This is a genomic window from Isoptericola sp. NPDC060257, assembly GCF_042726645.1.
GTDB lineage: Bacteria > Actinomycetota > Actinomycetes > Actinomycetales > Cellulomonadaceae > Isoptericola > Isoptericola nanjingensis.
Genome location: NZ_JBHXAW010000272.1, coordinates 1 through 5,976 on the forward strand (window position 1 = coordinate 1; position 5,976 = coordinate 5,976).

Below are 5,976 nucleotides of genomic sequence, written 5' to 3' on the forward strand. Positions count from 1 at the left end.
CGGCAAACCATCGCCGGATAGCACTCGCATCGGGACGAGACTTAATAAGTTTAAACGGAACTCCACGACGTCGCCGTCCTGCATGACGTAGTCCTTGCCCTCGACGCGCGCCTTGCCGGCGGAGCGGGCGGCCTGCACGGAGCCGGCCTCGACGAGGTCGTCGAACGAGATGACCTCCGCCTTGATGAAGCCGCGCTCGAAGTCGGTGTGGATGACGCCGGCGGCCTGCGGGGCGGTCCAGCCCTTGCGGATCGTCCAGGCGCGGGACTCCTTGGGGCCGGCCGTGAGGTAGGTCTGCAGGCCGAGCGTGTGGAAGCCGACGCGCGCGAGCTGGTCGAGCCCCGCCTCCTCCTGGCCGGAGTCGGCGAGCATCTCCTTGGCGTCGTCCTCCTCGAGCTCGACGAGCTCGGACTCGAACTTCGCGTCGAGGAAGACGGCGTCCGCGGGGGCGACGAGGTCGCGCAGGCGCTGCTGCATGCCCGTGTCGGCGAGGCCGGCCTCGTCGGTGTTGAACACGTAGATGAACGGCTTGGCCGTGAGCAGCTGCAGCGACGCGACGTCGGCGAGGTCCAGGCCCTCGGCCTTCGCACCCTGGAAGAGCGTGGTGCCGGACTCGAGGATCTTCTGCGCGGTGGTGGCGGCCGCGAACAGCGCGGCGTCGCCCCGCTTGATCTTGACCTCCTTCTCCATCCGCGGCAGCGCCTTCTCCAGCGTCTGGAGGTCGGCGAGGATCAGCTCGGTGGAGATGGTCTCGATGTCGCCCTCGGCGTCCACCGAGCCCTCGACGCGGACGACGTCGCCGTCGTCGAACACGCGCGTGACCTGGCAGATCGCGTCGGCCTCGCGGATGTTCGCGAGGAACTTGTTGCCCAGCCCCTCGCCCTCGGAGGCGCCCTTGACGATGCCCGCGATGTCGACGAACGACACCGTCGCGGGCAGGATCCGCTCGCTGCCGAAGATCTCCGCGAGCTGGTCCAGCCGCGGGTCCGGGAGCGGGACCACGCCGACGTTGGGCTCGATCGTCGCGAACGGGTAGTTCGCCGCGAGCACCTGGTTGCGGGTGAGGGCGTTGAAGAGCGTGGACTTGCCGACGTTGGGCAGGCCGACGATGCCGATGGTGAGTGCCACGTCGGGAGAGTCTACGTGGCGGGGGTCAGCGGGCCGCCCGGGAGCGCTCCTCCAGGGTCGCCAGGTCGCGCTCGACGAACTGCAGGTGCGCCCAGTGCTCCCGGGCGACGACGCCGAGGCTCTGGTGCACCGCGCGCGTGAGGCCCTCGGGCGCCCACGGCGGGAGGCGCGGGGCGTCGACCGTGACGTCGGTGCCGGCGAGCTCGTCGTAGACGGCGTGCACCTGGGCGATCCTGTCGGCGTGCGCCGCGAGGGTCTCCGCCAGGGACGGCGTCGCCGCCAGGTCGACGCCCAGCGCCGCCACCTCGGGCTCGTACTCCGTGAACGGCAGCCCGGCGTACCAGAACGGGTCGTCGATCCCCCGCAGCCCGTACCGGATCCAGCCGTCCATCGCGAACACCAGGTGCCGCAGCGTCTGCGCCGTCGACCACTCGCCGTCGACCTGCTCGTCGACCGCGCCGGGCGCCAGCGCGGCCGCCCGCGCGAGGTGCGCGTCCCAGGCGCGCAGCGCCGCGTCCAGCGACGCCCGCTGCTCGGCGAGGTCCGCCGACCGGGCCTGCTCGCGCCCCGGGTACCGCCGGTTCAGCTCCGCCTCGACCAGCGGCGCGACGTCGACGCCGTTGACGCGCAGGCCGGTGATCTCGCCGTCGATGTCGGCGTCCGAGAGGTCGACGCCGCGCATGACGGCCCCCGGCATGAAGCTCTGGTCGAACCGCACGCCGTCGAGCCGCACGAGGCGGAACGTGGCGCCCGTCATGTCGGCCTCGACGAAGCGGGCGCCCCGCAGCTCGTCGTCCGGCCCGTACGTCGTCATGCGCCGACCGTAGGTCCGGGCACCGACACTCAGACGTCGACGTCCTGGTGCCAGGACTCGGTGACGTAGGACGTGCGCCAGCCCCAGCTCTCGTACAACGACGCGGCGCCGGTGGGGCTGTCGGCGTCGACCTCGAGCCCCACGCGGTCGCGACCCCGCGCCGCCGCGTCGCGCACGACGGCGAACAGCAGCGCCGTCGCGACCCCGCGGCCGCGGGCGCGGCGGTCGGCGCCCAGGTACTCGATGTAGCTGCCCTCCTTGCCCGACGCGCCGGAGGGCAGGACGGCACCCACGAGGGCGCCCATCGGCTCGGGGGCGGCGTCGGGCTGCTGCGGGTCGGAGACGAACGCCAGCCACCAGTGGTCCCACCGGTGCCCCGGGTCGGAGCGCAGCCGCACCAGGAACTCGCCGAAGCTCTCCCGGTAGGAGTTGAAGTGGTCCTCGAACGCGCTCTCGAGCACCCGGTGCACGGTCTGCAGGTCCTCGGCGACGGGCATCCCGTCGTCGTGCGTCGCGACCCGGCGCACGGTCACGCCCGGGCGCGGGTCCGGCAGCACGCCCCGGTGCGCCTCCTCCGCCACGACGGGCCGGGACATCTGCAGCCACGAGCGGGCCTTGGCGTACCCGGCCGCGGCGAGCCAGGCCTGCTGGGTCGTGTCGCCCGCGAACGCGCCGGCGTCGAGCTGGGTGCGGCCCACCCCGCGCTGCGCCGCGAGCTCCCGCCCCTGCCGGGCCGCCCAGGCGTAGCCCGCGGCCGCCAGCTCGTCGGCCGCGGGGGCCGCGCGGTCGACGTCGACCCCCACGACGACGCGCCCCGCGGCACGGTCGTGCACCCACGCCCAGCCCTGGACCACGCCCTCGGGGTCGCGCGCCACGACCTGGCGGCGCGTCCACGACACCGGGCCCGCGACCTCCGCGGCGAGCGCGTCCTGGTTCACGACCGACGAGCCCGTGAACGGGGCGGCGACGGCCCCGCGCAGCTCGCCGAGGCGGGGCAGGTCGGCCAGTTCGGGGGCCGACGTCGTCCAGCCGTCGGGCAGGGGCAGGTGCTCGAGGTTCTCGGAGGTCACGCGCCCTATTGTCGCAAAGGGTCCCTTGGGCTCCCCATGACCGCCCCGTCACGAACCCCGGAGCGAGCCCGTCGGGGCGTCACCCGAAGGCCATCACCTGCTGCAGCAGCTCGGGCAGCCGACGGTCGTAGGTCCGGGCGCCCCAGCGCACGCCCAGCAGGAGCACGAGCACGCCGGTGACGAGGCCGACGCCGAGCGCCGCCCAGCCGAGCGCGGCCTGCGGCAGCAGGATCGCCGGCAGGGCGAGCGCGAGCGTGGGCACGCTCACCGCGAGGATGATCCCCATCGTCGCCATCTGGGCGAGCATGGTCGCCATCGTGGCGCCCTGCGGGGACTTGAACGGGCTCTCCCCCGGCTTCGGCACGGGGTAGACGAGCCGCGCGGACACCGCGCTCGAGATCCCGAGCGACGCGCCCAGCGTGCCGGCCGTGAGGCCGAGCATGGCGGGCAGCGCGTCCCAGCGGCCGGCGACGGCGCACCCCACCACGGCGAACGCGACGCACAGGGGCAGCCCCGCCACCAGCACGGGCAGCACGCGACCCCACCGGTCGACCCGCCCCCGGACGCCGGTCGCGACGTGCAGCGCGAACGCCGTGTTGTCGTAGCCGACGTCGTTCGAGATGCCGAACCCGAGCAGCCACGCCGCCAGGGGCGCCATGAGGAGCAGGACCACGCCGCCCGCGCCGTTCGTCGTCCCGACGGCGAGCAGCACCAGGGGCAGCAGCGGCACCATCGCGATCGACGCCGCGTACCGGGGGTCGCGCACCCAGTAGGTCGCGGTCCGCGCGGCGACCGCCCCCAGCGGCGTGGCGGGCAGCCGGCCGAACCAGCCGAGGCCCTTCGCCGCCGTGGCCGCCGAGCCGCCGCCGTGCGGCGTCACGAGCTCGCGGGCGAGCGCGCGGTCCCACACCACCCAGGCGAGGGCGAGCGTGCCCAGGCAGATCGCGACCCGGACCACGAGCAGGGCCCACGCGCCGTCGTGGACCGCCGAGGCCAGCGCCCACGGCGCCCCCAGCGGGGTCCAGCCCACGACGTCGGCCAGCGGGGCGATCGCCGCCCCCAGCGCGTCGGAGCCTGCCCCGTCGACCGTGACCTCGACGCCGTCCGCCAGCCAGCCGACCGCGGGCCCGATGAGCAGGAGCGGCACGACGGCGACGATCGCCAGCACCTCGCGGTACCGCCGCGAGTCGAGCAGCGGCGCGAGGGCCGTCGTCACGGCCCGGGAGCCCACGACGCACAGCGCGGTGGCGAGGACGCCGCCGACCAGCGCGGCGACGAGCGCGGCCGGCTGCCGCCACCAGGCGAAGGAGACACCCAGCGCGCCGAGCGTCGTGACCGCCGCCGGGATCGAGACGAGCCCCGCGAGAGCGAGCCCGGCCAGCAGCGTGCGCCGCGGGATGGCGAAGGTGACGAAGCGCCGCGGGTCCAGGGTCGCGTCGACGCCGAACGCGAAGACGGGCACCACCCACCACGCGAGAACCACCAGCGCTCCCGCCAGGGTGAGCACGTGGCCGGTCACGACCGGGTCCGCGCTGCCGCCCGCCACGGCGGCGGCCACCACCAGGACCAGCACGCCGAGCCCGTAGAGGGACCCGATCACCAGGCCGATCGTCTGCCACACGCTCCGGCGGAACGTGTTGGCCAGGAGGGTCAGCTTGAGGCGGACGAGCTGCGCAACCACGCCAGTCCCTCCGACTCCCGACGGCCGCCGACGAGGTCCACGAAGCGGTCCTCGAGGCTCTGCTCCCCGCGCACCTCGGCGACGGTGCCGGCGGCGAGCACGTGCCCGCCGGCGATGACCGCCACGTGCGAGCACATCCGCTGCACCAGGTCCATGACGTGGCTCGACACGACGACCGTGCCGCCGTCGGCCACGTACCCGTGCAGGATGTCGCGGATGTTCGCGGCGCTGACGGGGTCGACCGCCTCGAAGGGCTCGTCCAGCACGAGCACGCGCGGCGCGTGGATCATCGCCGACGCCAGGCCGATCTTCTTCGTCATGCCGGCGGAGTAGTCGACGACGAACGTGTCGCGGTCGCCGACCAGGTCCATCGCCTGCAGCAGGTCCTCGGTGCGCTCCGCGACGGTGTCCCGGTCCAGCCCGCGCAGCAGGCCCGCGTAGGTGAGCAGCTGTGCGCCGGTGAGCCGGTCGAACAGCCGGACGCCGTCCGGCAGCACCCCGAGCTCGGCCTTGGCCCGCTCGGGCAGCGTCCACAGGTCCGTGCCGTGCACGTGCACCGTGCCGAAGTCCGGCCGCAGCAGACCGGTCGCCATGGACAGGGACGTCGTCTTGCCCGCGCCGTTGGGGCCGACGAGGCCGAAGAACGAGCCGGTCGGCACGTCGAGGTCCACGCCGGCGACGGCGATCTTCTGGCCGAACCGCTTCCACAGGCCGCGCAGGCTCAAGGCGGCGGAGAGGTCGGGCGGAGGGAGGGGGGCGGGGGCGGCGGGCGGCGGCCCGGTCTGGTCGCTCACGGGTCAACCGTAGTGCGCGCGGCGCGGCGCGTGACAGGGCCGCGCCGCACCGACGTGCTGGTCAGCGACGCGCCGCCGCGGTGCTCCCCCGTGTCGGTGCCCCATGACACCGTGTGGCCCATGACGACGAGCCTCGCGGTGATCCTGGTCCTCGGCGCCCTCGTGCTGGGCATCCTGGTCGGATGGCTCTGGCACGCCAACCGGGCCGCGAGGTCGGGCCGGTCGGACGAGCTGCAGCGGGTCCAGGAGCACGGCGAGCTCGAGGTGCTGCGGCGCGACGCCGCGGAGCTGCGCAGCCGGCTGGCGCAGGCGGGCGAGGAGAGCGACCGTCGGCTCGCGGAGCAGCGCGAGCACGCCCGCCAGGAGGCTGACCGGCGCGTGGCGGAGGCGCGGGAGCAGGCCGACCGGCTGCTCGCCCAGGTGCGCGAGCACCTCGAGGAGCAGCTCGCCGAGGCCAAGGGCGACCAGGAGGCCGCGGCGCAGCGGTTC

General features: G+C 74.7%; 5 protein-coding genes and 1 pseudogene. 1 reads left to right on the plus strand and 5 read right to left on the minus strand.

Going from position 1 to position 5,976, the window contains the following annotated elements; genetic code table 11:
* The 5 genes from ychF to ACFWEK_RS17810 all read right to left on the minus strand — a co-directional run.
* On the minus strand, positions 1 to 1,128 hold a 1,128-nt coding region (ychF, locus tag ACFWEK_RS17790; protein WP_430554886.1), incomplete at its 3' end, for a redox-regulated ATPase YchF.
* 25 nt (positions 1,129 to 1,153) lie between these two features.
* Positions 1,154 to 1,942, minus strand: coding sequence for a DinB family protein (locus tag ACFWEK_RS17795; protein WP_430554887.1), 789 nt, complete (start codon positions 1,940 to 1,942; stop codon positions 1,154 to 1,156).
* Positions 1,943 to 1,971: 29 nt separating this feature from the next.
* Positions 1,972 to 3,012, minus strand: coding sequence for a GNAT family N-acetyltransferase (locus ACFWEK_RS17800; protein ID WP_430554888.1), 1,041 nt, complete (start codon positions 3,010 to 3,012; stop codon positions 1,972 to 1,974).
* 79 nt (positions 3,013 to 3,091) lie between these two features.
* A complete protein-coding gene (locus ACFWEK_RS17805) occupies positions 3,092 to 4,693 on the minus strand; it encodes a hypothetical protein (protein WP_430554889.1) in 1,602 nt (533 codons plus the stop codon).
* Entirely contained in the window at positions 4,663 to 5,487 is an 825-nt protein-coding gene (locus tag ACFWEK_RS17810; RefSeq protein ID WP_430554890.1) for an ABC transporter ATP-binding protein, read from the minus strand. Before ACFWEK_RS17810 ends, ACFWEK_RS17805 begins: the two co-directional genes overlap by 31 nt.
* Before the next feature lie 120 nt (positions 5,488 to 5,607).
* Between ACFWEK_RS17810 and ACFWEK_RS17815 the strand changes: the two are divergent.
* Positions 5,608 to 5,976 (plus strand): annotated as a pseudogene (locus ACFWEK_RS17815) (hypothetical protein); the annotation flags it as partial.

Excerpts from the sequence above, each read along its gene's own strand:
- ACFWEK_RS17795 (WP_430554887.1), bottom strand. The coding sequence starts at position 1,942 with ATGACGACGTACGGGCCGGACGACGAGCTGCGGGGCGCCCGCTTCGTC.